The following is a 26,867-nucleotide window of genomic DNA, read 5'->3' on the forward strand; positions in this document are numbered from 1 at the left end:
TCAACACGCCTTTTCTGCTTCAGAAACAAAAAAAGCAATCAGGGGATCGATATAGGATTCCCATGATTGCTTTCCTATCGCATCCACATTCCTTCGCTAGCATTAACTAACAGGTTCAAAGGGTAAGAACTCGGCCGCTCACTCTCAGCTGCTCTCTGGCAGCTCCCCTTGTGGTTATTATTTAGTTTCTACACTATGAATATACTACTTCTTCTTTCTTATCACAAGTTAAATATTATTTTTCCAATCCTTGTCGAATCAAAAAAGACAAATCTCACCTCAAGTTGCTAAAAATATCGGTCTTTTGTCACGTTTTTATCGATTCGACGCTATTCAGCGGATGTTCTCAATTTTCGACAAAGGGATTTCGAGCTGCACCTCGAATCTTTAATATCGAAAAGAAAAACTGGGGGACTTAATAAAATGCTGCCAATCACGGATAACCGTTTGCTTAGCTTCCTGACTAGTGAAAGGGAACAACTCATTGCCGACTGGGCTGTAAAAATCATCGTCTCGGAAGATGATCCATATAAAGAAAAAATAACCAAGAACGCTGAGAAAATGTATGAAATCATTCTCTCTGTTTTTTCCAAGACAAATGAAGAACTGGAGGACCACCTCCAAAAACTTGCCTTTATGGTAGGAGAAGAACGAGTTCGCGCAGACATCAATATTGGGGATTTTGTCTACAATGTCAATTCAGGACGATCTGTACTTTACAAGCACCTGCACAAAATGAATATGGAATGGGAAGATATGCAGGAGTCCATCAACCGAATCAATTACTGTTTTGATACCTTCCTGTATTACGCAGTATCTTACTACAATGAACAGAAAAACAAAATCATTGAGGAAAAAAACCAATTCATCGACTCCACCCATAAGGACCGGCTGACATTGCTCGGCCAGATGACGTCAAGTTTTATCCATGAATTCCGCAATCCGCTGACTTCTATCCAGGGATTTATCCAGCTGTTGAGATCCGAACACGAGGATATGAAGTATCTTGATATCATTTCCGGGGAGCTTGAACAACTCAATTTCCGGATCTCTCAATTTCTGCTTCTTTCTAAAAAAGAACTAATTGGAAAGGAAAAAAAACTTTTCTCATTAAACAGAATGATTGATGAGGTTTTAAATTTCCTTTATCCCAGCATCCTCGACACCAATGTACGGATTGCCAAGGAAGTAGCAGATGACATGGAATTGTATGGATATTCCGATGAAATCAGACAGGTCTTGATCAATATCATCTTTAATGCAATTGATGTGTTGAGCCAGTATCGTGCTGACCCTAAAATTGAAATCAAGGGATACTTCGTGAATGATACACATATAAAAATCGAGATTTCCAATAATGGACCGGTCATTCCCGACCAGTTGCTGAAGACGATTTTCGAGCCATTCGTCACAACAAAAACGCTCGGAACCGGCCTAGGGTTATTTGTCTGCCGGGAAATAATCGAGAAGCACAAAGGCATACTTGCATGCTCATCAGAGCCAGATAAAACTTCATTCATCATGCTTTTGCCATTAATAAGGATGGAGAACTAACATCACAAAAAGACCCTTGCCGGTGCCGGCAGGGTCTTTTATTTAGGCTCTTTTCTCAAACTTTGTTGCTATTGACTACTAAATTGGATTGAATGACCTAGTTTTCTTTATAAAATTCAAGCTTATTATGAGAAAAGAGCTTGCACACTTAAAAACGAACTGCAAAATTGCTTATAGCACGTTAAAATCGGCTTTAAGATTTTAACAACAATCTTTACGAAAACAGCCTTTATTTATTCTTAATATTCAAGTGTACGATTGTCCTCTGTACTTGTGATTCTTCTTTTCTCTTTTTGAACAACATGTTTTTTCTCCGTTTCAGCAACAATGACTGCACATGCTGCATCTCCTGTGATATTCACAGCTGTTCGCGCCATATCAAGAAGACGGTCAATTCCCAGGATCAACCCGATGCCTTCAACAGGCAGGCCGACAGACTGGAGAACCATTGCCAGCATGATCAAGCCTACGCCCGGCACACCTGCTGTTCCAATACTTGCAAGTACAGCCGTTAAAACGACTGTCAACAGCTCAGTCATTGAAAGGTCTACTCCATAAACCTGGGCAATAAAGACAGTCGCTACACCCTGCATGATTGCAGTTCCGTCCATATTGATCGTAGCGCCAAGCGGCTGGACAAAGCTTGAAACAGATTCAGGAACGCGAAGATTCTTCTGGGCAGTTTCCATTGATACAGGAAGCGTTGCGTTGCTGCTTGATGTACTGAACGCAACCCCCATAGCCGGAGAGAATCCTTTGAAGAACTTGAAAGGATTCATTTTCCCCAGGAAGTATACACTTGATCCATAAGTCATCACAGCATGGATTACTAAAGCAAGAACTACAACGAGCATGTATACACCCATAGCCTTGATAGCGTCAAGTCCCTGGCTGCCGATAGCAGTTGCAATCAAACCAAATGTTCCGTATGGAGCAAACTTCATTACAAGTCCTACTAAATACATCATAATGTCATTGCCCTGTTCGATTAGGTTCAAAATTCCTTTGGTCTTATTACCCAGGGCAGTCAATGCTATACCGATGAAAATCGCAAAAACAATTACCTGAAGCATATTTCCGGTTGTCAGTGCTTCAAATGGGTTCGCCGGAATAAGATTTAAAAAGGTTTCACTTACTGGCGGTGCTTTTTCAGCTTTGAATTCAGCTCCAGCAGTATCAAACTGGCCCATCAAACCTGGCTTGATAAGGTAGGAAAGAGCAAGGCCTATTATAATTGCAATTGCTGTTGTAGCTAAAAAGAAGCTTACAGTCTTAAAACCAATCCTGCCGAGTTTCTTCGGATCACCCAGTCCTGCGGTACCAAGAATGATTGAAAACAGGACAATGGGCACGACAAGCATACTAATTAAATTGATAAATATCTTCCCTAGTGGCGTAAATAAGAATTTATCTAAAATAGTGAACAATTCAGGTGAAAAGATGTTAAGGATAAGCCCGGTCATGGCACCAAGTCCAAGGCCTATCAATATTTTAGTCGTCAGTTTCATAATCTTCCTCCCAGTTTAAAAAAGTATAAAAAAGAATGTAAAGATTTTTTCCCTCTTTCATTCCCTATAAACCACCTTTCGGCATTTAGAATTAATTCCCATTTGGGTTCTTACTGGAGGTATAGGATGTTTTATTTAAAGACCGATTCTGAGATCAGCGTTAATCTGTTTGGTTCACAGGACGCCAGGGAATTGTTCTGGCTTTTGGATACAAACCGAAGTTATCTGAGGAAATGGCTGCCCTGGGTAGATGGAATTCAATCACCGGGACAAATTCATTCTGTTATTCAAATGTGGGAGAAAAGTTCCCAAGAAGGGAGCAGCTTTCACTTTGGGATTAGATACAGAGGAGTCCTTGCGGGAAGTATCAGCCTTCATGCGATTGACTGGAACAACTCACAGGCAAGCATCGGCTACTATTTAGGTGAAAAATGGCAAGGCAGGGGCATCACAATCAGGGCAGTAAATGCAGTGATTAACCATGCCTTTTACGGACATGGATTAAACAGAATTGAAATAAGATGCGGTAAGGACAATCAAAAAAGCAAGGCTATACCAGTTAAACTTGGTTTTCGCAAGGAAGGAATCATACGCGACGGGGAATACTTGAATGGCAACTTTCACGACTTGATTGTATATGGACTTCTGGCTAGGGAGTGGAATGGCCGGTCAGCTGCATTCTATTAGTCATCTTATGGTTATTTGCTCTTAAGATGTACCGGTTGTTTCCAGTAAGAATGGCTTGAAACAGCAAAAAATGGCAGGGGGAAGAATCTTCATTAATCCTGCCGAACAATTCACTGAATCGGCAGACTTATTGTGAAAGTTGTCCCCTGTGAACTCGATTCCACATTCATCTTGCCATTATGCTCTTCAATAATTTTATGGCATATCATCAGGCCAAGACCATTACCGTTTTCCTTCGTCGTAAAAAAAGGTTTGCCAATCTTATCCATATGTTCCTGAGCAATCCCTTTACCATTGTCTGCGACAATAATAGTCAAAACTTCCTCTGATTTCGAAATCCCCACGGTCACCTTGCCCGGCTGCTCCATCGCATCAATCGCGTTCATAAGCAAATTGATCAGCACCTGCTTGATTTTGTTTCCGTCACAAAGAAACATTCCATTCTCAAGTGTTGATTTCCTGGTAATTTCGACGCACTTCTTCGCTGCTTCAGCCATCAAAAGGGTGATCGCATGATCAACCACATCATTCATGTTGAAAGTTTTAAAATCGGACTTGTGCGGTTTCGCCATCAGCATCAGTTCTTTAGAGACCGCTTCAATGCGTTTGATTTCCTCTTCCATGATAGCTAAATAGCCTTGATTCAGTTCCCTTCCCGCTTTCATAAGCTGGATGAAACCCTTAAGGCTTGTCAAAGGGTTTTTAATTTCATGGGCAATCCCTGCTGCAAGCTGACCTACAACATTCAATTTCTCGTATTCCAGGATGAAATGCTCCGCTTTTATTTTCGCGGAAACATCACTGGTTACAGAAATCAACTCAAAAGGCTCATTCGTTTTTGGGTCACGTGTGACAGAAATCTGTGAACTGACCCAGATGTATACCCCATCTTTTCTCTTTAACCGGTATGTCAGGCTGCACACCTCTTCCCCTTCAGGCATAGCGATTTTGGCAATTCTTTTATAATCTTCACCATGGACGAATAAGGTGTACAATCTTCCGATTATTTCACCCGGGGCATAACCTAGCATGGATTGAACGGATGGTGTCACATACTTAATGAGGCCGTCTGGCGTTCTTTTACAAATAAAATCTGTGGAAGGTTCCACCCAGATTTGATCATTTGTTTTCTCTTGCTTTTGCAGCTTGCTTTCCAGATTGGATAAAAGATTACTCATGTCCACCCTCCTTTCATTAATCTTACTGAATATTTAAAATAGTTTCAAACCTAAATTGCATAATATATTATTAAAAGTAAAATTTTTACATTGGGAAATTTTTCTTCAATCTGAAAATCGATTAAATTGTTATAATCAGAATTTTCTCATATAATTAAACATAAACTTCATACTTTATGTATCACTTTCATACATTGTTATCAACAACATTAATGTTCCCCGGAATTATTCTGGATATGGTATAATTAAATTTAAATGGTAAAGCAGAGGTGGTATGATGGGGCAAACTATCGTATCAAGAATGTAACAGCTGCTGAGCGGGCGGAACAGCTTAACAGGAGGTAGGCCCTGGCTGATCCAGCCGCACGGAAATGGGCCGTTGCAGTTTCTTGGAAAATTAAATTAATAAATGGAAGCTTGATTTAAGCTTAATTTTCAGTTTACTGGGAGGTGACTCCTTACCTGCAATTCTGCAGGCTAAGGGAACTTATTTGGACATATTTAACTTGGTTTGGATAGCCATTTTAATTGCTTTAACGGCATTTTTTGTTGTTTCAGAATTTGCAATTGTTAAAGTGCGAAGTTCCAGAATCGATCAATTAATAGAAGAAGGCAGCAAAAAGGCTATACTGGCAAAAAGAGTAATTACCAATCTGGATGAGTATCTTTCAGCCTGCCAGTTGGGAATCACGATTACCGCCCTTGCTATCGGCTGGCTTGGAGAACCGGCAATTGCCGAATTGCTGAAACCGTTATTCATCAGACTCGAGGTCTCTGAATCTTTGGGCCATATCTTGTCTGTCGGGATAGCCTTTGCGACCATCACATTCCTTCACGTCGTAGTCGGAGAATTGGCTCCAAAGACATTAGCGATTCAAAAAGCAGAGTGGGTGTCGTTGAATACCGCAGGTCCGTTGATCCTGTTTTACAAGATTATGTATCCGTTTATCTGGCTGTTAAACGGATCTGCCCGACTTGCTGTTGGGCTTGTCGGACTTAAGCCTGCCTCCGAAAATGATTTGGCTCATTCTGAAGAAGAACTGCGCATTATTCTTTCTGAAAGCTTTAAAAGTGGTGAAATCAACCAGTCAGAGTTTAAGTATGTAAATAAAATCTTCGAATTCGACAACAGGATCGCCAAGGAAATCATGGTGCCCCGTACGGAAATCATATCCCTGTCATTGGAAGATACGCTGGAGACTTTCCTCCAGATTGTAAAAGAAGAAAAATTTACCCGATATCCTGTCATTGATGGTGACAAGGACCATATTGTCGGCCTCGTCAACATCAAGGAGGTCATGACTGATTTGATTCACGATCAGGACCGCGGCAAAAAAGCGATAGATTCCTATATTCGCCCCATTATCCGGGTTATCGACAGCATTCCGATTCATGACTTGCTGGTCAAGATGCAAAAAGAACGCATACACATGGCGATTTTGATGGATGAATACGGAGGCACGTCAGGTCTGGTGACAGTAGAAGATATCCTTGAAGAAATTGTTGGTGAAATTCGTGACGAGTTCGACATGGATGAAGTGCCAATGATTCGTAAAATCAAAGAAAGCCACTATATCATTGATGCTAAATTACTTGTAAGTGAGGTAAATGACCTTCTTTCACTTGATATCAACGATGAAGACGTCGATACCATTGGGGGCTGGATGCTTACCGAAAATTACGAAGTAAAACAGGGTGACGTTGTCAGCTTCGGTACTTACCATTTCAAAATCATCGAGATGGAAGAACACCATATCAAATATATCGAGGTAACAAAACAACCTGAGCAAGAAAAGCCATCAGAAAGTTTTTTTATGAATAAAACTGAAGTCGTTTCATAAGCAAAACCCGGACATATTTTCCTGTCCGGGTTTTTGCATTGTTATTTACACTTTCCACGTCTGCACATCATCAGCTTCGATGATTCCCATGACTACATCGTCTACGTCAGGGTCAGTCAGTACCTTATCCCTGACCCTGAACTTGATATCATCCGCATCTGCCAGTGTCAGTCCCTTACGAAGTTCAAGATAGCTTTCGACGTGATACTGTCTGCCCTCCTGGACGATCCTTAGTGTATTGATGTCGACCACATCTGGATCGGACAGGATCAGCTGGGCAATCCGGTCCTCAACAACCTTTGGTGCTGCGACACCAATCAGGCCTACTGTATTCTCATAACCAATCTTCAAAGCAATCCCGATCAGCAGGATTCCAATCAGCAAGGTTCCGATACCATCGAGCAAATAAAAACCGGTTACTTGTGCCAGTACAATAGAAGCCAATGCTAAAAGTGCTCCGAATGTTGCAATTAAATCTTCATAGAAAACAAGCCTTGTCGGCGGTGCAGCGAAACTGACATTCTTAAAAGCATTCGGCACGATGCCAAACCCACTTGCTTGACTTCTAGTTTCATGGGCAATTTCCTTCATCGCTTTTACCAGTATACTTCCATCAACAAGGACTGCCACTAGCATAATCACGATATTCAGCCACATATTTGATGAAGCTTTTGGATGCTGGATGAGTTCCCATCCTTTGATGACTGTTTCGTATGCCATAATCGAAATGATGATAACTGCAATGAGTACAAATAGATTCACAACCCTGCCAAAACCGGTTGGGAACCGTTTGGTTGCTTCTTTTTCAGAAATGGAACTGCCAATGAAAACGAAAAATTGGTTCAATGCATCCGCAACCGAATGAAGAGTTGTCGCCAGCATTGTGCCACTTCCGCTAATAGCAGCCGCAACACCCTTGATTATTGCAAGGAATGTATTCCCGAGAGCAGCAATCCCGGAAGACTTGTTACCTCTTTTCAAAAATTCTATCATTGATGACATTCCTCCATCCGATTATCACTTGTGTTGATATTTCTTTTACATTTTTCACATTTTTGGCTACTTTAAACATTTATTATAATTGTCCTGTACACACGTTCCCTTTTTGCAGCAGACAAAAAAGGCTGTCAGGATATCCTGGCAGCCTTTTGTCATGGTTCATGTTCGGGTCTTTGAGGCTTCTGCGACTCGTTTATTATAAGCATTGAACCGCTGCTTGACATTGATTAAAATGTCCTCTGCCAATAGTTCAATCCCGATCGCAGTAAGTGAGAATATATCCGCATAATGCTTTTTAACTTCCCATTTCAGTTCATGCTTTCCGCATATACTGTATTTGTTGACCTCCTCCATTTCCTTGCTGAGCAGGGCCAGCTGGCGATTTTTTTCTTCTTCAGGCAGTGCGACGATTTGATCGATTTTTTCAATATACTCAAGTGATCTGTCAATTTTCTCATTGACTTCATCATGCGTCTTCTTGTCGACAAGGCCATGCTTCAACTTGAATGCATTCAGGTTTCTGGCAGATTCATAAGTTGACTGAACAATTTCATCCCTGGTCATATAATCGGTTTCAAAGCTGAGCATGTATTTCCAGGATGGCTGGGTGATTGCTTTTCTATGGTCTTCGATTGTGTGGCAGAACTTTTTATAGCCGTATTTCACCGGTTGTTCAAAAGCCGGGCTTGCCGGGTCGAGGAACGGCGCAAGCGGTGCGACAAAGTATGATAACCGTTTATCCCCTCCGCAGGCATTGTGGATTTCCTCGCAAAAAATAACATTATCCAGGGCACTTTGGTAATCCTGATGCGGAATGCCAACCATGAAGAAAATATCAATCTTTTTGCAGCTGTGCTTCAATGCAGCCTGAAGCGTTTCAATTACTTTCGCATTCGTGCAGTTGAATTTCCCATTAAAACGGCGAATCTTTTCATCATGTGTTTCCAGGGTTAATTCAATGCTGTACTTGGGCACTGCCTGCTCGATTTTTCTAAAAAACTCTTCATTGGCATACTGGAACAGTTCAAAAACCAGTTCATTCTTAAGGTTGATTTGGCTTAGGCGGTCAAAAAACTCATCAACATACTCTTTGCCTGCCTGGCGGATATCATGAAGAATGAAAATCGGCGCTCTGCTGAAGCGCTGAATGAACAAAATGTCCTCTATTAATTTCTGTGGAGACCGTTTGGCAAGCACTTTACGGTTGCAGTTATCCTTATATGATTGCTTGGAGCCTCCGCAAATCAGGCATCCCTGTGTACAACCTTTTGCTGTGAGTATTGCTGTATTCGGATATTGGAGCCAGCCATTGTATGGCAGCGGGTCCAGGAAATTTTTATACTTGAACACAGACTTGATTGTATATCGATAGCCTGGTATATCAAATTCATCCAGACTGTCGGGGACATGGCTTAAAGGATTGTAAACAGGAGTATTGCCATCCTTCCATGTCAAGTTTGGAATCCCCCCAGGCTGATGTGTGCCATACTTCAAATACTTAATCAAAAGCAGCATCAATTTTTCGGTAGAATCGCCTCTCATGACAAAATCTATGAAGGGATACTCGATTAATTCTTTATGGTAATAGGTTGCAGATAGTCCGCCAAAAACGATGGGGGTTTGCGGGTGAAGATTTTTTACAATTTTGGCAAGTTCTATGCTGCCATGAGCATGGGGAAGCCAGTGCAGATCAATCCCAAAAGCACGTGTCTTGATTTTTTTCAGTTTCTTTTCCACATCGAAGCTCTCATCCATCAGCATCCGGTTTGCTATATTGATGATTTTCACCCGAAGTCCCTGACGTTCCAAATATTCCGCAATACTTGTCAGCCCAATAGGATACATTTCAAAAACGGGAGATGACGGAACAACATCACTGATTGGGCCAGCCAGCAATGCATTTTTTCGGAAATCATATACACTTGGTGCATGGAGAAGAACTAAATCGTATTTCAAAGTACTCACCTCGAAAAAATAGACTCTATTTAAATACCTGACAATGTTTGATTACACTTTAATCATAACTCTGGCCCCCTCCGTCCAAGACCAGTAATGGTAAATATTTTGTGAACAACTGAACATTCAATGTTCTAAAAGCTTATTGTAAACCACGTGCGACAAGCGTTTGCAGATTTATGAACGTTTTGTGGAAGTCTAAAACCATTTAATAAACAAAAAGAGACTGCATTTCGGCAATCTCTCCAAAATCTATTTTTCTTGCTGAACGATCAGGATTTCTTCCTCGACTCTTCCCAATTTCAACAAATGGGAATCAAGGCGTTTATGAATCGTGCTGAATTCAGCATTGTTCTTCGTTTCTGTCTGGGTCATTAACTCTTTCAGCATATTTTCGATTTTTGCACTTTGAAGCTCTTCCATTCTTTCCAGTGCGTCTTTTATATCTGTTATATCGATTTGGTTAGAAGTTACGCGATGCTCGATGCTATCCACTTTCTCAAGTCGGTCGAGTCTCTTTTCTATGCTTTCGGTCCGTTTATTCAGGGAATCGATTGAACTTTCGATTCCTTTTAACAGATTAACGATTTCAGATAAACCTTCCATTTCAGCATGCTCCCCTTCATTTGGCTTACATCAATTTTAACACCATTAAACATATCGATATGTTACAAAACTGGTAACAAATGCGGCCGATGTTTTCAAATCTGACATATTTTCAGTTGTATTCCCAGGGTGCCTCCTCAAAAGATCAAAGCAACAGCAAAAAAGCAGACCGCATGAAATTGCATGTCTGCTTTCTGTATGGTCAATTGCTTCCGGATGTTGCCTTCAGACCAATAATCCCGATTAAGATGAAGGCGACAAACATCAGCCTCAAAAGATTACGCGGCTCCCCGAACAGGATCATTCCAAGAATGACGGCACCTGCCGCACCAATCCCTGTCCAGATAGCATATGCGGTGCCAATCGGCAGTGTTTTGACAGCCATCGATAAAAAATAGAAGCTTATTGCCATCCCTGCCAGCGTAATTAATGAAGGTATTAGCTTCGTGAATCCCTCTGTATATTTCAGGCCAATTGCCCAAACCACTTCAAATATGCCAGCTATTACTAAAAAAATCCAAGCCATGCTCATTGCTCCTTTCATAAAGGTTGTTTTCGTAAAGATTGTTGTTAAAATCTTAAAGCCGATTTTAACGTGCTATATGCAATTTTGCAGTTCGCTTTTAAGTGTGCAAGCTCTTTTCTCTTAATAAGCTTTAATTTTATAAAGAAAACTAGGTCATTCAATCCCATTTAGTAGTCAATAGCAACAAAGTTTGAGAAAAGAGCCTTCATAAAAAAAACCGGGAGATATCATTTCGATATCTCCCGGGTTTTTATCCCTCCGTGTACACAGGTGTTCCTGTGCGTCCTCTCTCGGACCAGACCAGCAGTGCTGCCGCGGAACCCTAGAGGACTTTTCATAAGAGGAATAATATCATAATTGAACTGCACAGTCAAAAGAATGCGTTAATTCGCAAGGAGCTCCCTGTTCATCATGGCTTCGTATTCATTCGATGGCAAAGGCGGCGAATAGTAATAGCCCTGGACTTCCTGGCAGCCCAGTGACTTCAGCAAGTTAATCTGTGATTCTGTCTCCACTCCCTCGGCAATGACCTTCAACTTAAGGTTCGTTGCCATGGAAACGATCGTAGAAATAATTTCGCGATTTTCCTGGGAGTGTGAAACGAAGCTTTGGTCGATCTTCAGGCGATCGACTGAAAGCTTGCTCAAATAGCTCAATGAGCTGTACCCTGTTCCAAAATCATCGATGCTCACTTCAATCCCAATTTCTCTCAGGGCCTGAAGCTGTTCATTAATGCTGTCTTCCTTCTTGATCATGATACTTTCGGTCACTTCGATTTCAATCAATTCACCCACTAGACCATACTCTTTAAGAGATTGCTGCATGAACTTTACGAAATCCTCCTGATAAAAATGGATGATCGAGATATTGATGGATGTCCGCGGAACCTCGTACCTCTGCTCCTTCCAGGCGACAAGCTGACTGAACACCTGCCTGATGATCATCCTCTCAAGCGGAACAATCAAATTTGCCTCCTCGGCAATCGGGATGAACACTCCTGGAGGAATCATTCCGTGGCGGGGATGCTTCCATCTTGCTAATGCTTCTGCCCCGGTTATTTCATTTGTGATGGCATTGTACTTTGGCTGATAGAAAACAGTAAGCAAATCATTATTGATTGCGTTACGCAATTCATTCTCCAGTTCAAATTTATTGACATCCTGATCGACCATGCTTTCGTCAAAAAACTGGAAGTGATTCGTTCCGTTCTCCTTCGCTTTATACATAGCCATGTCGGCGTACTTCAGCAACAGCTCAAGATCGCTTGTATCATCTGGAAAATGGGCAATCCCGATACTTGCCGTAATCAGGAACTCCATTCCCCCGGCAAATAGCGGTGTCTGGAACGCCTTGATCACTTCTGCTGCGACGATTTCCGGCTTATTCCCTTCCGTCACGAGAATCGCGAACTCATCACCGCCGATTCTGGCAACCAGGCAGTTCTCAGGTGTCACCTTTGCAAGTTCCCTGCCGATTTGCACGAGAATCTTATCACCAAACGAGTGGCCAAACGTGTCATTGATCCTTTTAAAACGGTCAAAATCAAGGTAAATCAAAGAAAAGATATCATCCTTAATGTACAATCCTGCCATCACTTTCTCTAAATTGCGTCTGTTCGGCAAATTGGTCAGTTCATCGTGATACGCAAGGTACTCAATCATTTTGTCTGCCTTGTTTTGTTCAGTAATGTCCCTGACAATTCCAAAGACACCAACAGTTGTATTTTTAACGATGATCCTTACGGCTGTGATTCTCACTTCGGCGAAGGTTGAATCCGCCTTTTTCAAAGAGGTTTCAATCACTTTGGTCTCGCCGCTCAACACTCTCCGGTAATATTTCCTGATTTTCTCCCCTTCTTCGCTGCTGCCAATCAACTCGATAAAATGGAGACCAGTGAGTTCATTCGCTGTATAGCCTGTCAGCTCAACAGCCTCTTTATTCACATTCAGGATAGACCCCTGTAAATCAACCCTGAAGACTGCATCGGGATTATGGCTGAACAAGGATAAATGAGACTGGACATTCTTCATGATCAATTTTTCGCCGAAAAGGTCTGGAATCAGCATAAAGAATAAATTAGCCAGGGCCATATAGATAAATGGTGCCATAAAGGATTGGATTCCTGCCCCTTCGGTGATCGGCATCATCGAAGTCAGGACAATATAAGGGATTCCGCCTAAGGCCATGCCGCCAAAGACACTCCCCCAATACTTATATTTTTTTATAAACTCATAGATATCCTCATTCGTAATCTGCATCAGGAACCTGAGCAGCAAAAAGGATGTGACTGACACCATGAAAGTGCTTAAAATCGCTAAAGCCCACTGGATCTCAATTGTATCTCTGAAAATGATATAGAATGCGGTATACTCTGCAATCATAATGCTGGCGGCGATCAACAGACTTGTGTATATGTACTGTGGCGTATTAGCAATATCTCTTTGCGCAAGGCTCAAAGATGAGTATGCTCCTATCGAGCAAATGCCATAGAACAGAAGAAAAAATAAATAGAAGTTGCCCGTTGAAAACGGAACACCTGCTGAAATGATCACGAAAATATGTGTCAATAAAAAGGTAAATGCCAGAAGCAGTGAATACAGAGCGATTCTTCGTTTTTTTCTATCCGTATTTTTTTTGACCTGTCTGCTGAATTCGACCGCCATGATTGATGAAATGATTAAAAAGACAACGGTCAAAGCTATTGTTTTTATGTCAAATATGTACATTTGGGGAATCTCCATCCTGCCCCTCGTTTCTGTCTTTTTAAGGCTGTTTTCGGATTGAATGCGGCTTTTTGATCACACTTATCCGAATTCTTGCTGGCTGCGGGGCTCATTTCGAATTTGCTTCCGAATCAGATTGCAGAAGTATTCGTTGTTTTTTGCTTTAAAAGCATAAAGAGCCTTCTTTCAATGCAATGCCTGTCAGGCTATAAAAAGAGCAAGTTTTTTAAATGGACTTCAGTTTAGTCCAGACGACAATTTCCCTATAAAAGAACAAACCTTTTTCAATATTATACATTAATCATCAATGAAAAAAGCGACAAAAAAATCATTTTCTAAATTTTCAAAATGAAATAACCCACAAAATTGGCAACTATTATATAATGAAAGTAGAAAAAGCCTCTTTATCTTTTGTTCAGCCCCTTACCCTTTACATCGATTTAATTCTTCTCAGTTCATTTATCGGCCATAAACATGGAATTCTAAAGAGGGAAACACCTGTAAGCGTTTTCGTTTTGACCCATTTAACATGTCAGCATTTTTTGAAAGGAGGAATTGTAATGAAAACTGGGAGAAAAAGAGGGATCCTGTTCATTTTTACAACGGTCATGAAAGCTTTATCCGCAATCGTCTGGCCCATCACTGGCTTTCTGTTTGACCTATTGGCCAATTTGTATCCTTTGTTCACGATCATAGGCACAATAGCAGGAGCAGCACACGTTACATTTGCAATCAGGAAAAAGCAAGGCGAAAAAGAAGAAAAAAAGTCCTGGCCAATCATAGAGTCCAGTGTGGGAGAGATTAGGCAGGCAGTCAGAATATATTCCGATCAACTCCCGAAAGGTGTTTACCGAACGATCCTTGTTAAGGACGATCATAGCATTGATTTAGAACAACTCGCCCCTATCTTGAAAGGTATCCCCGCCCAGAAATTTTACATGTCAAAGGAAACCTACGATATTTTTGCCGAGAATGAGAAGGACCTTGCGATCACACTCGATAAAGTCCAAAGAGCCGTAGATCATTATGTGAAAGAATTTAAAGAGTATCCCGTTTTGCCATTTGATCCATCGAACAGGGTAAACTATTATCAGTTGTTGAAAGCTCATTGTCTTGATGCAGAGCCGGAAATCGAGTTGTATATCACGAATTACGATGGTCTTGTCACTCAAAAACAACCAGAGAAAAACAGCACAATGATGAAAACGTGAAGATCAAGCCAAGGATCAAAATAAAATGGAAATTAAATATAACCCGAGCAATAGGAAAATAAAAAAGATAATCCCTGTTGAAACTTTTATCAGACTATTTGCCGACTCGAAGGTTTGGCTGTTAATATTTTTCTGTACAGAAAAGTAATGAATGGTCGCAAGGAACAGGATGGTCAAGCCGATCAGCAGGGAAAAAATGCTGACAAAAACAGCGATCGTGTCGGCAAGCTGACTCACTGACTTGATATTGTTGAAATGCAGACTTGATGCCAAAAATCCAATCCCAATAATGGCGATCGATGTCCTGACCCATGCAAGATAAGTTCGTTCGTTCGCAAGATGCTGCTGGATATATTTAGATTCAAGCGTTTTATTCTCTTCCATTCCGATCCCCCTCTTCGATATCACATAAAGTTTACCACGTGAACACCATGCTTCCCCATCATATGCTCAACCCTATCCACTTTCTGCCTGTTTTATCATTCCTCGCGAATGGGAATAGTTATGCATCCTTATATAGGAGGGTGGAATTATATGATGTATTTTATGATTGCGGTAAAATTGGTCATCGGGCTTGCTGCCCTGATTATTGTAACCAGACTGCTTGGCAAAAAGGAGATGTCTCAGGTCACCCCTTTCGATTTTGTCTATGCAGTCGTTTTAGGCGGGTTGGTCGAGGAAAACCTGTTTAAAAAGTCATTTTCTACGATCTGGGAAATGCTTTTCGGAATTGGTGTCTGGGGATTGTTAATTTTCGTTGTTGAAAAAACAACCCAGAAATCTGATAACCTTCGGCCAATCCTGAAAGGACAGGCAGAACCTCTTGTCAAGAATGGGGAAATCCAGATTGAAAACCTGAATAATGCTGAGCTTGAAATGGAGCAATTAAAATCTCTGTTACGGCTTAAAGGCGTTTTTTCAATGAATGATGTGAAGGATGTCATACTCGAAACAAGTGGAAACATCAGCGTCCTGTTAAAGCCACAAGCACAACCCCCGACATACGCAGGGCTAGATGTACACGCTCCGAGAACGGAAATCGCTGAAACTGTCGTTGATGAAGGAAAGCCGGTATTGAAAGGTCTTAGAAATATTGGGAAGGATGAGAAATGGCTCAATCAAAAACTGACTGAGGAAGGAATACAAAAGCTGGATGAGGTCTATTTCGCTGAATGGTCCGAATCTGATGGATTCTTTATCCAGCAGAAGAGCTAGAGCAGATTTTAACGGGCGCGATTCCATCAGCCCCTGGATACGGTATAATGAGGTGGGAGGCTGATGCAAGTGGAAGGAAAGAAAAAGGAAACTGCTGAACTGGATGAGGAAACTCTATTCATGGTGTCGCAAACATTCAAGGCCTTATCCGATCCGACTCGTCTGAGGATTCTTCACCTGCTGTTCCAGGGAGAACATTCAGTCAATGAAATTGCCGAAAAACTGTCATTACTGCAATCAACTGTCTCACATCAATTGCGTTTTTTAAAAAACCTCCGGCTCGTCAAATTCAGGAGAGAGGGTACAACCCTTTATTACACCCATGACGACGAACATGTCATTGACCTGCTGCAGCAAAGCATAGAACATGCCAGCCATCATTAAAGTAGATTAGCTGGCATTTTTTTTAAAAGTCTAATTACAAGGCCCATGCGCACACGGGCATCCGTGTTCCTCCGCTTCGACCTGAAGTGTGCTATGGTCGATGCCAAAACGGTCATGAAGCAGAGTCTGCGCTGCCCTGAGGACACGGTCATGTGCTCCTTCCCCTTTGACGGCAATATGGCCGCTAAGCATGAAAATCCCTGATGTGATCGACCAAACATGGACATCGTGCACATCCTTTACTTCTGGAATTTTCATGATTTCTTCTTTCACTTCATGCACTTTAATCTGTTCTGGGGTGCCTTCCATCAGTACATGAAAGCTATCCTTCGTAACCCTGAAGCCGCTGATGATGATCAGGATTGCAACTGCGACACTTGCGATTGGATCCGCAAGTCCCCAGCCAAAAAAGTAGATGAGCAATGCTGCAACGATTGCGCCAACTGAGCCTAGCATGTCACCTATTACATGAAGAAAAGCACTCCTGATGTTCAAGTTTTCATCTTTGTCACCACGCATTAAAATCCATGCCGCAACAATATTGACCAGCAAACCAATAACAGAAATGGTCAGCATTCCAAGACTCTGCACTTCAGGAGGATTGGCCAGGCGATGGTATGCTTCGACAAAGATATAAACCGAGATGATGATCAAAGTCAGACCGTTGAGGGCAGCTGCGATAATTTCAAAACGTTTGAATCCGTATGTCTTGGAGTGTGTAGCTTTTTTTTCACCAAGCTTCATCGCAAATAAACTCAACCCAAGTGCTGCCGCATCAGAAAGCATATGGCCGGCATCGGAAAGAAGTGCCAGACTGTTTGTAAGGATGCCTCCGATTACTTCCACAATCATGAACGCTGAGATTAAAAGGAAAGACCAGAACAATGCCTTTTTATTGTTTGAATGACTATGGCCATGACTGTCACCATGCGAATGATTATGACCCATTTGTCAGACCCTCCTTTACATATATGAATATATGCTCATATATATTATTATGACTCAATTGTAAAATTGGTTCAACAATAAGCTTGTCTATTTTATTTACCTTATTATTATGTTTTTTACACATAAAAAAACCGCTGGTATCAGCGGTTCTGTCCTGGACTTATAAATATTTGCGGTGGACCCCTTTTCCATCATACGTGTAAAGCATGGCCCTGCCTTCGACAATCGTTTCAATATGACACTTTCGGCCCCATAGCTGATGGATATACGGGAGAACTTTTTCAAGGTATTTAATGTCCAATTCTATTCCTTCGAAGCCATGCGTTATATATAGCTCACCGTTTTTAAGGTAATCACCATCTGTCACAGTCAGATAAGGGAACCCGCCATTCACTCTCATCCCTACAAGCTGGTCACGGACTTGTTCCCAGGCTTTGTCTACGACTTTGTATTCCCTGCCCTGCTTTTGGAAAAGATACATATCCTCTCGCATGACAAGATCCTTGGTCAGGTAATTGCGTAAAAATGATATATCCGATTCAATCTCACGGACTTCGAACATTTTTTCCCTTCCTGATCCTGGTTTGACACCTCGGCGTTTCATTTCCTCAGTTGGATTATCATACCGCTCTTCTATATCTTCAAACATTTTAATACCAAGATAATATGGGTTGATACCTGTCTTCGATGGCTGAACAACACCAGCATTCAATTTGGCGAACTCGATTGACTCCCCGCTGGTCAGGTCCATCTCTCGGAGAATCCGTTGGTGCCAGTAAGATGCCCATCCCTCGTTCATGATTTTCGTCTCCAGCTGCGGCCAAAAATAGAGCATTTCCTCACGCATCATCGTCAGGATATCCCTTTGCCAGTCAGCCAACTCCCGGCTGTAGCTTTCGATGAATAAAAGAAGATCTTTCTCTGGCCTTGGCGGGAATTTCTTTTTCTTGTTAGCTTCTTTGGGCTGTGCATTTTTTGTATCAAGATCCCAAAGATCATCATATGGACTGGCTGCAGTTACTGGTTCATCATCACCGTCATCGTCTTCGATTGACCATGCGAGCTTTGGCCTCATTAATGAAGGATCGATATGCTCTTCAATCGCCAATACAGCATCCAGAAATGACTCAACTGCTTGTTTCCCATGCTCGATTTCATATTTGCGGATCCGTTCCGCGGTTGCTGCCATGCTCTCAACCATATCCCTTTTCGTATTCTGGAAACGTACATTATTTTTGAAAAAATCGCAATGAGCGAGTACATGGGCAACAATTAATTTGTTCTGGATCAGCGAATTCGAATCAAGCAGGAAAGCATAACAGGGATTCGAATTGATTACCAATTCATAAATCTTCGATAGCCCCAAATCATAATGAAGCTTCATTTTATGGAACTGTTTTCCGAAGCTCCAGTGTGAAAATCTCGTTGGCATCCCGTATGCCCCAAATGTATAGATGATTTCGGCAGGACAAATTTCATATCGCATCGGATAAAAATCCAGCCCAAATCCCTTTGCAATCTCAGTAATTTCAGAAATGGCATATTCTAGAGACTTCTGTTCTTCCGACACCATCTCTCCCCCTTTCACCTCTTACAACAATGTATGAGAAAAAAAGGAGAAAGATGAACAGGTTAAAAACTTTACTGCTGTTGCTGTTCAGTTACGCTAAGGCTTACTAATCGGTTGTTTTTCAAATCATGTGTGATTTGTACGGTCATAAAAACTGGTTTCCCGTTTACATTTACTTTGTACTGGAAGGAGTCCAGCACCTGCCGATCATCAATTTGCTTTCGGCCCATATACTTATAATCCTGGACCTCCTCACCGGGAAAATCTTCTTTGATCACGGCGGTAGCGATCCGGCTATATTTTTCATAATCAGGCCTTTGCGCACCACTATCTATACTTAGGGAGCCGATGGACATAAGCATGGTTACTGTTAATGATAAAAGAAACTTTTTCATTTATAACGCCCCTTTTCGCTGTTTTTTTCCCTTAAGTACCCAGAGTTCATCTAATGGCCGAATATACAGGTAAATATTAAATAACCCTGTAAACAAAGGCGTCCAACATTTTCTGAGGAAGTTCCGCACTCAACTCCATATAATATTATCAACTCCTCATAAGGAGGATTGACAATGAACAAAACGGATTATGACCGCGCACTATATTACACGCATCGGTCCCAATGGGATAACCTGCTCATCCTGATGGTCAGGACCGAGGATCAATTCCTGGCTAAGAAAATTGAGCATTTTCTCCACGCTTATAACTTTGAAAAAGATTATACCGTCATTGAAAAAAGCCTGTATTCACTGCTAAGATACATCGACCACGCAAATGAAGCCGCCGGCGACGACTGCCTGGAAACCGCTGTAACCGGCTCGATTTAAACTGAGAATTCCACCAAAAAATAACACGGCCACCTATATTAAGGTGCCGTGTTTGTTCTTTTTTATGCTGTTATCCATCAGGAAGTTTCTGCTAGGCCGAAGGAGGTTCCTGATCCACAAGGCGATTCCTGACTGCATACAAAGCCGCCTGGGTACGGTCTGCCAGTTCCAATTTTGCCAGGACATTGGATACATGGGTCTTTACAGTTTTTTCTGTAATATATAAGGCAGCTGCGATTTCTTTGTTGCTTTTTCCGCTGGCTATTTCCTTCAGCACCTCAAGCTCCCGTTTGGTCAGCTCATCAAGCGGTCTTCTAATAGTTCGGTTATTGCCGGAAAGATGCTTCAAAACGAGTGAAGTTGCTTTTGGATGCAGCTGGCTTTCGCCTTCCACCATCCTGATGATCGACTTGACGAGTTCATCCGGCTGAATGTCTTTTAGCTGATATCCCGATGCTCCAGCCTCGATTGCAGGTATGACATGTTCCTGGTCGGAATAGCTGGTCAGCATCATGATCTTAATATCAGGATTTTTTGCTTTAATGATTTTTGTCGCCTCAATACCGTTCAGTTCAGGCATGATTAAATCCATTAGGATAATATCAGGATTCAGTTTCTCCGCAAGCTCAACTGCTTCCTTCCCATTACCTGCCTCCCCAATGATTTCAAGCTGCTCCTGTGTCCTTAGGAAGAAAGCCAGGCCTCTCCTGACGACATGATGGTCATCTGCAATCAGCACTTTAATTGCCATTCACGGTTCCTCCTTTTAAATAGGAATTCTTATGATAACAGAGGTTCCTTCCCCATGTTTACTTTTGATTTCAACCAGGCCTCCAAGTGAAGAAGCACGAGTTTGCATACTTTTCAAACCAAGTGAAGGCAGCTCTTTTTCCGGATCGAAATTAAAACCGCATCCATCATCCTTGATCCTCATTTCCACCAGTTCGGTTGCCGTGTTAAGCGACAATTCAACTTGATTAGTCCCAGCATGTTTTTTGCAGTTGGCCAAGGCTTCCTGGCCAATTCTCCAGAGTGCTTCTTCCACTTTTCCTGGCAGGCTTGCAACTCCCGATACTGTTGTGTCCAAACTTAAATCCAGCATCTCTGCATAACCGGCTAGCGCGCATATGATTCCGTTCTCTAGGCCGCGGGGACGCAGTTGCCAGATCAGCGCCCGCATTTCCCCCTGTGCTTCCTGAGCCAGGTCCTGTATGTATGAAAAAGTCTCTTTCAGTTCGGTGGTACCCGCCATTTCAATGCCAGCCCTTGCCGTCAGGCTTAAAGAAAAAAGAAGCTGGTTCACCGAATCATGCAGATCCCTTGCCAGCCGGTTACGCTCAGCTGCCAGCGCAAGCTCCTGCTCCTGCTGAGCAAGTTTTATTCGTTTTATGGCAGTACCGATTTGGAATGCGACCGCTTCAAGCAAGGCAAGCTCTTCTTTTTTAAAATGTGTTTTATGAGGCGAGCCGACGTTCATAACCCCGAACTTCTCATCTCCCGCCCGCAATGGAACCGTCGCATGATGCGTCAATCCATTCGTATCGCCTGTTTTATTATTGATCGCATCTTCAAGCCTTTTACATTCAAATATATTCGTTGCTTTATTCAGTCTTCCATCATTATAGCGGTCCACACACCAGCAGCCGCCCTCGCACATTGGCATGAAATCATTCCGGGATAATGCAGGCGGCAGGTTGGACTTTGCAGCCAGCTGATATTCACCCTGTCCGTCAATTAGAAATATCCAGCCCGTCTCCAAGCCGGTAATATGTAAAAGCCTGCTTAGAACCTCCGCCAGGACACGATTAAGCTCTGTCCCCTCGTTCAGTACTTCTGCAATTTCCTTCAGAATGCCGACATTAGAATCAGCTTTATTTCCTGACATGCAAATCCCCCCGTTTCTATTTATTATATCTCTATTCGGAAAATGGCGCTTTCTAAAAAAGTCTGAAACTCACTCAGACAAAAGTCGTAAAAGCAAAAAAATCCGAAGAGAGACTCCTCTCTTCGGATTGGTTTTAATTTTAAGCAATCGGATAATTCTGTACCAGTAGATGGATGACGATTTCATCGATCAGCATATGCTTCGGTGCTGAAGCCATATAGACGACAGCATTGGCAATGTCCTCCACTTTCAGCCAGTCGTTTTTTTCAGGAATATCCTGTTTGGAGTCTGCGAAATAGGTGTCAACCATTCCCGGGTTGATCGTGCCAACCCGGATTCCGTACTCCCTTACTTCCTGGTTTTTGCTGCTTCCATTTTCTCTTCTACAACCTGCATGAAATCCTGTTCGATTTTTTGGAGCTTCTGCTTGCTTTCTGCAAGACTCTTGTCATTCACACCAAAATAGAACTTGATTTTCGGCTCAGTTCCAGATGGGCGAAGGCACATCCAAGTGCCATCCTCAAGATAGTATTTGATGACGTTTGAAGAAGGAAGCTGGATCTTTTCTTCCTCGTTATTTTCATTCACTCTTACACCTGTTAAATAATCTTCCACTGCCGTTACTTTCAATTCACCCAGATTCTTAAGCGGTTCCTGGCGGAAGACCCCAAGTGTTTTCTGGATCAGCTCGGCTCCTTCTTTGCCTTTTAGCGTAAGGGAACGAAGCCCTTCCTGATAAAAACCATACTCTTCGAAAACACTTAACAGCGCATCGTACAAAGACATACCCTTCTTTTTATAATACGCACACACTTCAACCGCCAGCATTGCAGCCTGGACGGCGTCTTTATCACGGGCAAAGTCACCGATCAGATATCCGTAGCTTTCTTCATATCCGAACAGGAACTTATATTCTCCCGTCTCTTCATATTGTTTGATTTTTTCAGCAATGAACTTGAAGCCAGTAAGGACATCGAGGGTTTCAAGTCCGAAAGATGAAGCAATTTCACGTCCAAGTTCGGACGTCACGATTGTTTTTAACACGATTCCATTGGCCTGGAGAGTACCTTTTTCCTTTTTCTGTGTAAGAATATAGTGCAGCAGCAAGGCTCCTGTCTGATTCCCTGTGAGCACAGTATACTCGCCGTCAGCATCTTTGACAGCAATTCCAAGGCGGTCAGCATCAGGATCGGTTGCGATCAGCACATCAGCATCGATTTTCTTCCCTTCACGGATTGCCAGTTCAAATGCTGCATGCTCTTCAGGATTCGGACTTTTCACTGTCGAAAATTCAGGATCTGGAAGCTCCTGCTCCTTTACCACTACTACATTCTGGTACTTAAGATTCGTCAGTATATTTCGCACCGGCATATTGGCGGTTCCATGCAATGGGGTGAAAACCACTTTTATATTGGTTTCATCCGATAATGTAGGATTTTCGGAAATGGTCATCAGCTTTTCTAGATAAGCCCTGTCCACTTCTGGCCCAATCATCTTGATCAAGCCCTTTTCCTTCAGCTCCTGCTCATCCAGTACCTCGATTGACAATTCATTTTCAATTTCATTCACTTTGCCAATGACTTCGTCAGCACTGTCAGGCGGCAGCTGCCCACCGTCCGGACCATAGACCTTATATCCATTGTATTCAGGCGGATTATGGCTAGCTGTAATCACAATTCCTGCGTATGCATGCAAGTATCGGACAGCAAAAGACAGCTCCGGAGTCGGTCTCAACTCTTCAAATACATATGTCTGGATACCGCGCGTAGCTAAAGTCTTTGCAGCTTCCATCGCGAATTCCGGTGATTTATGGCGGGAATCATAAGCGATCGCGACACCGCGCTGCTTCGCCTCAGCCCCATGTTCTTCTATGTATGCCGCCAGTCCAGCCGACGCTTTGCGCACAGTGTATATGTTCATACGATTGGTCCCGGCCCCAATTTCCCCGCGCATACCGCCAGTCCCAAACTCAAGATTTTTATAAAATACTTCCTCTAAATGCTTCTCGTTTTCCTTTAATGAATCAAGTTCGGTTTTAAGCTCCGGATCCAATCCAGCAAAACCAAGCCACTTGTCAGCATTCATCTTCCAATCCATCGAATGACCTCCCGAAAAAATAAGATTTAAATCTTACAGCTAATTATAAAACAAGATAGGGCATCTTAGATAACTTTTGTGACAACTTGTTAAATTGTTTTGGAATTATTTCTTAGAATTCCACTTGGATATAGGCGATCTCGTTCTGTTTTCTGTATTCAGGTTTCCTAGACGTTATATTGGTGATACGTTTTTTCTGTTACTGGGATTTTAGAGCACCGTTATTGGTGACACGATTATCCATTTTATGGAGATTCGTTGATCCAATAGGGCTTATTGGTGACATTATTATCCATATAATGGATTTTAGTTGCTCCAATAGGGCGTATTGGTAATGCGATTATCCATTTTATGGAGATTCGTTGATCCAATAGGGCGTATTGGTGACATTATTATCCATATAATGGATTTTAGTTGCTCCAATAGGGCGTATTGGTAATGCGATTATCCATTTTATGGAGTTTCGGTGCTCCAAAAGAGCGTATTGGTAATGCGATTATCCATTTTATGGAGTTTCGGTGCTCCAATAGGGCGTATTGGTGACCTGATTATCCATATTTTGGTTTTCTGTTGCTCCAATAGTGCGTATTGGAGACCTGTTTTTCTGGTTTCTGGATTTTTAAGACATCAAGAACCCTTATTGATGGCCTATTTTTCCAAATTCTGAGAAATCCAGACACCAAGACCGCTTATTGGTGACCTATTTTTTCAGTTTCTGGATTTCAGGTCACCAATCCGCTCTATTGGTGACCTATTTTTCTTGTTTCTGGCTTTTCAGAGCACCAAGACGCTTTATTGGTGACTCCCAGTTACTTGATTTTCCAAGGTGTAAAATGCAAATAAAGGATGATTACCGGGATACTGCCCCAATCCCATTGAAAAGCACCTGAGGAATTATGTGCTTTTCCCCAGGTGCTGCAGCATGGCCAGCTTCTACTTCTTATATTTAATCCTGTATATATCGTGCCTGCGGTCTTTCAGCTGCCTTACTGTTCCGTCCTGGCGCTGGCGGCGGAGGATTTCGAGGTCGACATCGCCAATCATCACCATTTCGATGTTCGGGTTCGTTTCACCGACGATCCCGTCCCTTGCAAATTCAAAATCGGATGGCGCAAAAATCCCGGATTGGGCATATTGGATATCCATGTTTTCTGTTTGAGGCAGGTTCCCGACAGTTCCGGAAATGACTGTGTAGACCTGGTTCTCGACCGCTCTTGCCTGGGCACAGTAACGGACACGAAGGTATCCCTGGCGATCTTCTGTACAGAAAGGAGTGAAGATGATCTTTGCTCCCATATCCGTGGCGATTCTCGCAAGCTCAGGAAACTCGATATCATAACAGATCTGGATGGCGATTTTGCCGCAGTCTGTATCAAAGACTTTCAGTTCATCGCCCCGGCTAATCCCCCACCATCTTCGTTCATTCGGCGTAATATGGAGCTTATACTGCTTGTCGATTGTTCCATCGCGGCGGAACAGATAGGAAATATTATAAATTTCCTCATCTTCTTCTTTTACAAAATGGGAGCCTCCAATGATATTGACATTGTACCGTACCGCCAGATCTGTAAAAAGTTCAATATATTGTTCCGTGAATTCCGCCACTTTGCGGACAGCGAGCGACGGTGATTTTTCATTCATGAATGACATGAGCTGTGTTGTAAAGAGTTCCGGGAACACCGCAAAATCCGAACCGGCATCGGAAGCGACATCGGTAAAGTATTCAACCTGGTGTGCAAAGTCATCGAAGGATGAAATTTGCCTCATCATATATTGGACCACGCAAATGCGGACCGGGTTGCTTGTTTTAAAAAAGCGCTTCGATTTCGGATGGTAGTCGACATTATTCCATTCCATCAATGTTGCATATTTGTTTGACTGAAGATCGTCAGGCAAATAATTCGGATTGATCCTCATTAATATGAAGTCATTCCTTAGCTGGAATGAGAGAACAGGATCATAAATTTTATGCGATGCGACCTGCCTAACATATTCCCGAGGTGACATTTCTTCCGCATGCAGATGGTAATTCGGGATTCTGCCGCCGATGATGATACTCTTCAGGTTCATCTGCCGCGCGAGGTCTTTTCTTGCCTCATACAGACGGTAGCCCACCTTCATCCTCCTGAATTCAGGATGGGTCATTACCTCAATTCCATACAAATTATAGCCATCGGGGTTATGGTTGGTGATATACCCTTCATCCGTGATGTCGTCCCAACTGTGGCGGTCATCGTATTCGTCGAAGTTGATGATCAGGCTGGAACACGACCCGACCACCTTTCCGTCATATTCCGCCACGAACTGGCCTTCAGGGAAAATTTCAAGATGGCTTTCCAGCTGCTCACGTTTCCAGGGGTCCATCCCAGGAAAGCAGCTATTTTGCATTTTAATGATTTCTTCAATATCCTCTTGCTTTGTATTACGGATAATCATTCTTTTTTCAAATTTGGACAAATCCAGTTCAGTCATATATTGATGCACCCTTTCTTAATCGTCTTGCATTTATGTAAAAAATCACTTCATCATATCCCTATACCCGCAATCAACAAAATATAATACTCTATATGTAGCTTCTCCTGATCTATTGGGAAAAATTATTTCACATAATGTTAATTGAAATATTTTATTACATTCCTTAAGATGTAATGAGAGATAGTTGTTTCTTTTATAGAGAATGTTTAAATAGAAATTACATAGCTTAGGGGAGATTAGCTTGGAAAAGCCTAAAAAAGATCCAAGGGAAACCTTATTATTTACAGCATGGGCCACATCCATCATTGCGATGTTTGGCAGTCTATATTTTTCGGAAATCCGTCAGTATGAGCCCTGCCTGCTATGCTGGTACCAGAGGATCCTGATGTATCCTTTTGCCTTGATTCTTGGGATAGCTGTTGTGAAGAAGGATTATAAGATCTCTTTTTATACAATGATCATGGCCGCTGTCGGAGGACTGATATCGCTTTACCATTATTCATTGCAAAAAGTTCCATTCATGGCGGATAATGCTGTTACCTGCGGAAGAGTGCCTTGTACAGGCCAGTACATCAACTGGTTGGGTTTTATCACCATCCCATTCCTGGCTTTGACCGCATTCATCATTATTTTTTCTGTAAGCCTGGTTATTTGGAAGAAATCGAAGGAGGAAGCTTAAG

Annotated in this window: 23 protein-coding genes, 1 pseudogene and 2 riboswitches; of the genes and pseudogenes, 8 read left to right on the top strand and 16 right to left on the bottom strand. The window is 42.3% G+C overall.

The window, feature by feature from the left end; genetic code table 11:
* Window positions 1-71 precede the first annotated feature (71 nt).
* Window positions 72-179: riboswitch (TPP riboswitch) on the bottom strand.
* A gap of 244 nt (window positions 180-423) precedes the next feature.
* Entirely contained in the window at window positions 424-1,554 is a 1,131-nt protein-coding gene (locus M3593_RS20345; protein WP_251544624.1) for a histidine kinase N-terminal domain-containing protein, read from the top strand.
* Window positions 1,555-1,793: 239 nt separating this feature from the next.
* Here the strand turns inward: M3593_RS20345 and M3593_RS20350 are convergent, their stop codons facing one another.
* The gene (locus tag M3593_RS20350; RefSeq protein WP_144474397.1) at window positions 1,794-3,062 is read right to left on the bottom strand and encodes a dicarboxylate/amino acid:cation symporter; all 1,269 of its coding nucleotides are present in this window, start codon (window positions 3,060-3,062) and stop codon (window positions 1,794-1,796) included.
* A gap of 126 nt (window positions 3,063-3,188) precedes the next feature.
* Between M3593_RS20350 and M3593_RS20355 the strand changes: the two genes are divergently transcribed.
* Window positions 3,189-3,749 carry a GNAT family N-acetyltransferase gene (locus M3593_RS20355; RefSeq protein WP_144474395.1) on the top strand — a complete coding sequence of 187 codons (561 nt, stop codon included), beginning with the start codon at window positions 3,189-3,191 and terminating at the stop codon, window positions 3,747-3,749.
* 110 nt (window positions 3,750-3,859) lie between these two features.
* Here M3593_RS20355 and M3593_RS20360 read toward each other — a convergent pair whose 3' ends face one another.
* Window positions 3,860-4,927: an ATP-binding protein gene (locus M3593_RS20360; protein ID WP_251544625.1), complete on the bottom strand. Its 1,068-nt coding sequence runs from the start codon at window positions 4,925-4,927 to the stop codon at window positions 3,860-3,862.
* A gap of 491 nt (window positions 4,928-5,418) precedes the next feature.
* Here M3593_RS20360 and M3593_RS20365 point away from each other — a divergent pair, with 491 nt between their 5' ends.
* Window positions 5,419-6,768: a hemolysin family protein gene (locus M3593_RS20365; RefSeq protein WP_144474391.1), complete on the top strand. Its 1,350-nt coding sequence runs from the start codon at window positions 5,419-5,421 to the stop codon at window positions 6,766-6,768.
* Between the two features lie 45 nt (window positions 6,769-6,813).
* Here M3593_RS20365 and M3593_RS20370 read toward each other — a convergent pair whose 3' ends face one another.
* From M3593_RS20370 to M3593_RS20390, 5 genes are all read right to left on the bottom strand, one after another.
* Window positions 6,814-7,770: a cation diffusion facilitator family transporter gene (locus M3593_RS20370; protein ID WP_144474389.1), complete on the bottom strand. Its 957-nt coding sequence runs from the start codon at window positions 7,768-7,770 to the stop codon at window positions 6,814-6,816.
* A gap of 156 nt (window positions 7,771-7,926) precedes the next feature.
* Window positions 7,927-9,723, bottom strand: coding sequence for a TIGR04190 family B12-binding domain/radical SAM domain protein (locus M3593_RS20375; protein ID WP_251544626.1), 1,797 nt, complete (start codon window positions 9,721-9,723; stop codon window positions 7,927-7,929).
* Window positions 9,724-9,975: 252 nt separating this feature from the next.
* Window positions 9,976-10,329 (bottom strand): hypothetical protein, encoded by a 354-nt coding sequence (locus M3593_RS20380; protein WP_144474385.1) that lies wholly within the window; start codon window positions 10,327-10,329, stop codon window positions 9,976-9,978.
* A 202-nt stretch (window positions 10,330-10,531) separates the two neighbouring features.
* A complete protein-coding gene (gene sugE, locus M3593_RS20385; protein ID WP_144474383.1) occupies window positions 10,532-10,855 on the bottom strand; it encodes a quaternary ammonium compound efflux SMR transporter SugE in 324 nt (107 codons plus the stop codon).
* Between the two features lie 237 nt (window positions 10,856-11,092).
* Window positions 11,093-11,192: riboswitch (guanidine-I (ykkC/yxkD leader) on the bottom strand.
* 46 nt (window positions 11,193-11,238) lie between these two features.
* The gene (locus M3593_RS20390; protein ID WP_251544627.1) at window positions 11,239-13,581 is read right to left on the bottom strand and encodes a sensor domain-containing protein; all 2,343 of its coding nucleotides are present in this window, start codon (window positions 13,579-13,581) and stop codon (window positions 11,239-11,241) included.
* A 557-nt stretch (window positions 13,582-14,138) separates the two neighbouring features.
* Here M3593_RS20390 and M3593_RS20395 point away from each other — a divergent pair.
* Window positions 14,139-14,789: a DUF3939 domain-containing protein gene (locus M3593_RS20395; protein WP_251544628.1), complete on the top strand. Its 651-nt coding sequence runs from the start codon at window positions 14,139-14,141 to the stop codon at window positions 14,787-14,789.
* Window positions 14,790-14,804: 15 nt separating this feature from the next.
* Here the strand turns inward: M3593_RS20395 and M3593_RS20400 are convergent, their stop codons facing one another.
* Window positions 14,805-15,173 carry a YidH family protein gene (locus M3593_RS20400; RefSeq protein ID WP_144474377.1) on the bottom strand — a complete coding sequence of 123 codons (369 nt, stop codon included), beginning with the start codon at window positions 15,171-15,173 and terminating at the stop codon, window positions 14,805-14,807.
* A 150-nt stretch (window positions 15,174-15,323) separates the two neighbouring features.
* Here M3593_RS20400 and M3593_RS20405 point away from each other — a divergent pair, with 150 nt between their 5' ends.
* Together M3593_RS20405 and M3593_RS20410 are read left to right on the top strand one after the other, a co-directional pair.
* The gene (locus M3593_RS20405) at window positions 15,324-16,004 is read left to right on the top strand and encodes a DUF421 domain-containing protein (RefSeq protein ID WP_251544629.1); all 681 of its coding nucleotides are present in this window, start codon (window positions 15,324-15,326) and stop codon (window positions 16,002-16,004) included.
* Window positions 16,005-16,067: 63 nt separating this feature from the next.
* Complete coding sequence (locus tag M3593_RS20410) at window positions 16,068-16,388, top strand: ArsR/SmtB family transcription factor (RefSeq protein ID WP_144474373.1); 321 nt, start codon at window positions 16,068-16,070, stop codon at window positions 16,386-16,388.
* Window positions 16,389-16,418: 30 nt separating this feature from the next.
* On the opposite strand, the gene M3593_RS20415 is transcribed toward M3593_RS20410, so the two are convergent.
* The 3 genes from M3593_RS20415 to M3593_RS20425 all read right to left on the bottom strand — a co-directional run bounded on the left by M3593_RS20415 (window position 16,419) and on the right by M3593_RS20425 (window position 19,301).
* Complete coding sequence (locus M3593_RS20415) at window positions 16,419-17,336, bottom strand: cation diffusion facilitator family transporter (RefSeq protein WP_251544630.1); 918 nt, start codon at window positions 17,334-17,336, stop codon at window positions 16,419-16,421.
* A gap of 160 nt (window positions 17,337-17,496) precedes the next feature.
* A complete protein-coding gene (locus M3593_RS20420) occupies window positions 17,497-18,909 on the bottom strand; it encodes a SpoVR family protein (protein WP_144474369.1) in 1,413 nt (470 codons plus the stop codon).
* Window positions 18,910-18,977: 68 nt separating this feature from the next.
* Window positions 18,978-19,301 (bottom strand): DUF3889 domain-containing protein, encoded by a 324-nt coding sequence (locus M3593_RS20425; protein ID WP_251544631.1) that lies wholly within the window; start codon window positions 19,299-19,301, stop codon window positions 18,978-18,980.
* Window positions 19,302-19,475: 174 nt separating this feature from the next.
* Here M3593_RS20425 and M3593_RS20430 point away from each other — a divergent pair, with 174 nt between their 5' ends.
* Complete coding sequence (locus M3593_RS20430; protein WP_144474365.1) at window positions 19,476-19,730, top strand: YhdB family protein; 255 nt, start codon at window positions 19,476-19,478, stop codon at window positions 19,728-19,730.
* Window positions 19,731-19,821: 91 nt separating this feature from the next.
* Here M3593_RS20430 and M3593_RS20435 read toward each other — a convergent pair whose 3' ends face one another.
* From M3593_RS20435 to M3593_RS20455, 5 genes and pseudogenes are all read right to left on the bottom strand, one after another.
* The gene (locus M3593_RS20435) at window positions 19,822-20,481 is read right to left on the bottom strand and encodes a response regulator (protein ID WP_144474363.1); all 660 of its coding nucleotides are present in this window, start codon (window positions 20,479-20,481) and stop codon (window positions 19,822-19,824) included.
* A 15-nt stretch (window positions 20,482-20,496) separates the two neighbouring features.
* Window positions 20,497-21,615, bottom strand: coding sequence for a GAF domain-containing sensor histidine kinase (locus M3593_RS20440; protein WP_144474361.1), 1,119 nt, complete (start codon window positions 21,613-21,615; stop codon window positions 20,497-20,499).
* Between the two features lie 139 nt (window positions 21,616-21,754).
* Window positions 21,755-21,973, bottom strand: a pseudogene (locus M3593_RS20445) (SDR family oxidoreductase); the annotation flags it as partial.
* Window positions 21,964-23,712 (bottom strand): phospho-sugar mutase, encoded by a 1,749-nt coding sequence (locus M3593_RS20450; protein WP_251544632.1) that lies wholly within the window; start codon window positions 23,710-23,712, stop codon window positions 21,964-21,966. The gene M3593_RS20450 and the pseudogene M3593_RS20445, both read right to left, overlap by 10 nt.
* A gap of 933 nt (window positions 23,713-24,645) precedes the next feature.
* Entirely contained in the window at window positions 24,646-26,184 is a 1,539-nt protein-coding gene (locus tag M3593_RS20455; protein ID WP_144474357.1) for a bifunctional GNAT family N-acetyltransferase/carbon-nitrogen hydrolase family protein, read from the bottom strand.
* A gap of 244 nt (window positions 26,185-26,428) precedes the next feature.
* Between M3593_RS20455 and M3593_RS20460 the strand changes: the two genes are divergently transcribed.
* Window positions 26,429-26,866: a disulfide oxidoreductase gene (locus M3593_RS20460; protein ID WP_251544633.1), complete on the top strand. Its 438-nt coding sequence runs from the start codon at window positions 26,429-26,431 to the stop codon at window positions 26,864-26,866.
* Window position 26,867 lies beyond the last annotated feature (1 nt).

The sequence above is a fragment of the Mesobacillus sp. MER 48 genome, assembly GCF_023714225.1.
Classification (GTDB): Bacteria; Bacillota; Bacilli; order Bacillales; family Cytobacillaceae; genus Mesobacillus; species Mesobacillus oceanisediminis_A.

Bases quoted from the DNA above. Each gene is read 5' to 3' on its own strand.
- M3593_RS20345 (WP_251544624.1), top strand. From the start codon at position 424: ATGCTGCCAATCACGGATAACCGTTTGCTTAGCTTCCTGACTAGTGAA.
- M3593_RS20350 (WP_144474397.1), bottom strand. From the start codon at position 3,062: ATGAAACTGACGACTAAAATATTGATAGGCCTTGGACTTGGTGCCATG.
- M3593_RS20355 (WP_144474395.1), top strand. From the start codon at position 3,189: ATGTTTTATTTAAAGACCGATTCTGAGATCAGCGTTAATCTGTTTGGT.
- M3593_RS20360 (WP_251544625.1), bottom strand. From the start codon at position 4,927: ATGAGTAATCTTTTATCCAATCTGGAAAGCAAGCTGCAAAAGCAAGAG.
- M3593_RS20370 (WP_144474389.1), bottom strand. From the start codon at position 7,770: ATGTCATCAATGATAGAATTTTTGAAAAGAGGTAACAAGTCTTCCGGG.
- M3593_RS20380 (WP_144474385.1), bottom strand. From the start codon at position 10,329: ATGGAAGGTTTATCTGAAATCGTTAATCTGTTAAAAGGAATCGAAAGT.
- sugE (WP_144474383.1), bottom strand. From the start codon at position 10,855: ATGGCTTGGATTTTTTTAGTAATAGCTGGCATATTTGAAGTGGTTTGG.
- M3593_RS20390 (WP_251544627.1), bottom strand. From the start codon at position 13,581: ATGTACATATTTGACATAAAAACAATAGCTTTGACCGTTGTCTTTTTA.
- M3593_RS20395 (WP_251544628.1), top strand. From the start codon at position 14,139: ATGAAAACTGGGAGAAAAAGAGGGATCCTGTTCATTTTTACAACGGTC.
- M3593_RS20400 (WP_144474377.1), bottom strand. From the start codon at position 15,173: ATGGAAGAGAATAAAACGCTTGAATCTAAATATATCCAGCAGCATCTT.
- M3593_RS20405 (WP_251544629.1), top strand. From the start codon at position 15,324: ATGATGTATTTTATGATTGCGGTAAAATTGGTCATCGGGCTTGCTGCC.
- M3593_RS20410 (WP_144474373.1), top strand. From the start codon at position 16,068: ATGCAAGTGGAAGGAAAGAAAAAGGAAACTGCTGAACTGGATGAGGAA.
- M3593_RS20415 (WP_251544630.1), bottom strand. From the start codon at position 17,336: ATGGGTCATAATCATTCGCATGGTGACAGTCATGGCCATAGTCATTCA.
- M3593_RS20420 (WP_144474369.1), bottom strand. From the start codon at position 18,909: ATGGTGTCGGAAGAACAGAAGTCTCTAGAATATGCCATTTCTGAAATT.
- M3593_RS20425 (WP_251544631.1), bottom strand. From the start codon at position 19,301: ATGAAAAAGTTTCTTTTATCATTAACAGTAACCATGCTTATGTCCATC.
- M3593_RS20430 (WP_144474365.1), top strand. From the start codon at position 19,476: ATGAACAAAACGGATTATGACCGCGCACTATATTACACGCATCGGTCC.
- M3593_RS20435 (WP_144474363.1), bottom strand. From the start codon at position 20,481: ATGGCAATTAAAGTGCTGATTGCAGATGACCATCATGTCGTCAGGAGA.
- M3593_RS20440 (WP_144474361.1), bottom strand. From the start codon at position 21,615: ATGTCAGGAAATAAAGCTGATTCTAATGTCGGCATTCTGAAGGAAATT.
- M3593_RS20450 (WP_251544632.1), bottom strand. From the start codon at position 23,712: ATGGATTGGAAGATGAATGCTGACAAGTGGCTTGGTTTTGCTGGATTG.
- M3593_RS20455 (WP_144474357.1), bottom strand. From the start codon at position 26,184: ATGACTGAACTGGATTTGTCCAAATTTGAAAAAAGAATGATTATCCGT.